The sequence below is a fragment of the Paracidovorax cattleyae genome (genome assembly GCF_900104515.1).
Taxonomy (GTDB): Bacteria; Pseudomonadota; Gammaproteobacteria; order Burkholderiales; family Burkholderiaceae_C; genus Paracidovorax; species Paracidovorax cattleyae.
On record NZ_FNJL01000081.1, the window covers coordinates 1 to 3,086 of the forward strand.

The 3,086-nt window shown below is 48.4% G+C and carries 3 protein-coding genes and 1 pseudogene; all 4 read left to right on the forward strand.

Translation table 11 applies throughout. The features are described from left to right. A partial coding sequence (locus tag BLR05_RS27435) for an RHS repeat-associated core domain-containing protein (protein ID WP_244160195.1) occupies positions 1–604 on the forward strand: 604 nt, incomplete at its 5' end. A gap of 5 nt (positions 605–609) precedes the next feature. Next, a complete protein-coding gene (locus BLR05_RS25525) occupies positions 610–1,221 on the forward strand; it encodes a suppressor of fused domain protein (protein ID WP_092840620.1) in 612 nt (203 codons plus the stop codon). Positions 1,222–1,505: 284 nt separating this feature from the next. Continuing rightward, positions 1,506–1,889: pseudogene (locus BLR05_RS27820) on the forward strand (RHS repeat-associated core domain-containing protein); the annotation flags it as partial. A 396-nt stretch (positions 1,890–2,285) separates the two neighbouring features. Beyond that, the gene (locus BLR05_RS26385) at positions 2,286–2,873 is read left to right on the forward strand and encodes a hypothetical protein (protein ID WP_143016053.1); all 588 of its coding nucleotides are present in this window, start codon (positions 2,286–2,288) and stop codon (positions 2,871–2,873) included. The last annotated feature ends 213 nt before the right edge of the window (positions 2,874–3,086 follow it).

Sequence of the window (3,086 nt, forward strand, 5' to 3'; positions counted from 1 at the left end):
GGCGGAGCGGCCTTTGGCGCTGGCGGCGAAGGGGGACGTGCAGGCTCTGAGTTTCGTGGAGCAGCCGCTGCGGTTCCAGGGGCAGTATTTCGATGCGGAGACGGGGCTGCACTATAACCGGTTCCGGTATTACGACCCTGCCACCGGCAGGTTCGTACATCAGGATCCGATCGGGTTAAGAGGTGGGACTAATCCTTTTGTATTCGCTCCCAATCCAATGGACTGGATGGATCCTTATGGATTGGCAAAGCGGAGCGGCCCAGGTATACGGAAGAAACTTTATCCAACGAGGGTGCGTAAAAGCACTATGGATGATTTGAAGGCAAAACAGGAAGATATTAACAAAGATATTCGTTGCGATAAGTGCCAGACTGTCCTTGATGAAAACAATATGTCAGTGCAGCACGACCCGCCTCTGGTTAAAACCCATAATGACATTGGCTACAATACAGATCAACCGACTAGAAATGATTTGTATAACGCTACCGCGACAAGTCTGGTGTGCTTGCCATGTCAGAAGTCGGAGGGCGGTTCAATGAGTCATAGTCAACAATACAGAACAGATACTGGGCCCAATTTCAAACCCAAACCAAAAAGGAAGTAATAATCGTGGAAAAAAATGAAAAAACAAGAAAGGAAAAGGAATTTTCGTTCGATGTTCGCCGGTCTATTATACTGGCTTCCTATATCAACAGCTGGTCTATGCCTGAGTATAGGTTGGTAATGGAGGATGGTGGTAAAAACATTCGTATTGAAGTATATTATTTCCCCGCATTGGATGAGGATAGTCCTGCGCGATTTGCTACCGTAGGGCTTTCTAATACGAAAAGAAAATCAAGCGGTGAACTTTTCGGTGTCGAGTGGATGCTTGCGCTGCAAAAAGACATGGGAGGGGAGAGTGTTGATAGAATATACAATTATTTGTGCGATCTGATGGCGCATCATATTGAGAATATAGATGGTTCGAAAATTCCCAGGGTGATGGGTGAAAGTGATCTGGCCCCGCAGGGGTGGAGCACCAAAGCTTTTTTGCTTGATGAACTCAGGGGAGAAAGTGAAGGTCTTGAGCATATCAAGATAGGATCTCAGGAAGTAAGGGTTCTATGGGCGCTTCCTATTACGGGAAAAGAGGCCGATCTGGTTGTAAAAAGCGGTGTTGAAGTATTTGATGAATATATGGAAAATATTGACTACTCAATCATTGACACCTTGCGGCCATGATTTCCAGAATTCCGCCGAACGTGTATCACGCGTAGCTGACTGAAGATTTGCAAGGCCTTGCGTGAGTCACGGCAGGCGCCAATAGGCCGCGCGTCATGCCGTGCATCGCGGGCCTTGCGGGGTCGGCAGCACGGCCTGCCAGTGCTCTTGCCCTCGGGCTATTGCAGCACGCGGTAATACTGCCGGGAACCTCTCAAAACCTCTGAATTTACGATCCTCAGCGCCGTAACTTTTTGATTAACAAAGACGCCAAGTGGCTGAAATTGAGGTTTTGAGAGGTTTCCCAATGCGACCAGATCGGCGCGCCGCAGGAGCTGACGGACGAGCAGGGCCGCATCGTGTGGGCGGCGAGCTACCAGGTGTGGGGGCAGACGCAGGCGCTGCAGGTGATGCGCACGGGGACGGACGATGCGGCGGTGTTCAACCAGGCAGAGCGGCCCTTGGCGCTGGCGAAGGGGGATGTACAGGCGTTGAACTTCGTGGAGCAGCCGCTGCGGTTCCAGGGGCAGCATTTCGATGGCGAGACGGGGCTGCACTACAACCGGTTCCGGTATTACGACCCTGCCACCGGCAGGTTCGTACACCAGGATCCGATTGGGTATCTAAGTGGAATAAACCTATATAAATATGCGCCCAATTCGATGGTGTGGGCGGATCCACGTGGATTAGCCGTTTTTGGGCAATTAGGAACATATGGTGGTTTGAATGGTGGCTCTCACGTGGGCGATAAATTGGCTGCCCACGAACTGGTTCGACACGAGACACTCGTACAGGCGGGCTGTACAACCAAAAAGAAAAGATTGCAGAATAATCCCTCAATCGCATTGGATAGTAAAACCCATGGAGCTGTACATGGCCACGAAAATGCCCTTGCACTGCAGCATCTAGGAAATCCTGTCAATGTATTCGATTTCGGTCCGGATGGTAAGCCATTTAAGAGGCAAATGGATGTTTGGCAAGGTGCGCTTAGGAAGGCAGGTATTCCTGCGTCTAGAGCTCGTAGGTTGAGGAAAGCAAGTGAGAAGTTTTGCTGTTGTTTATAATCGTTTTCAAAGGAGATCGAATTGAAAGAATTGATTTTTCTTCCTGTACTTCCTGAAGTTGGTTATGGCTATTTGGATGGTCCCTGTAAGCTGCCTGAAGAAGTTGCATGGCCTGTGGATGGCGATGGTAAACCATTGTTCCATCTTCTCTCTATACCATTTAATTGGGTTAGAGGGGGTGTTGGCGATAAATTTTGGTTGTCAGTTTTTGTTTTGTATAACAGGGAAAAATATTCCCACTATGGGAAAATTTCTGAGGAAAAAGACGTTGTCAAGAATACAAAAGTCATTCTTCATGACATGAGTGGACGGGAAAAAAGTATTCATCCACATCAGTCGAAAATTTGCAAATCAATATCAAATAGACCCGCTCAGGAGAATGATGATAATGTGGCATCATATGTGGGTGGAACCCCATACTGGGTTCAGGATCCGATAGAAATAGAAGGTCACGAATGTATTGCAACAATCTATGGTCCAGACATGGATGAGGCGCTGGGGGAAAATAGGGGAATTATATCCGATGGAGTGGGTTATATTTTTATTAAAGATAATATAGAAAATAATGAATCTGGATCGGTGGGAAATTTCTACGTGCAGTTGGGCTAATTCCTCATTTAGAGCGGCTAACACGACCCTTCTGGCGTCGTTGCCGCATCTTGCCGTACTGCTGGTACTGTCTGCGATACGGCGCCTAGCCAGAACCGCTTCGCTGGGTTGTGTTAGCTCTTAGAGCCTGTTTACGATCTTCGACACAGCAAAGCCAAGAATGCCAAGTGGACGAACTGCAAGCTGGTGTTGAGCAACCTCTCGCAGTTCTTC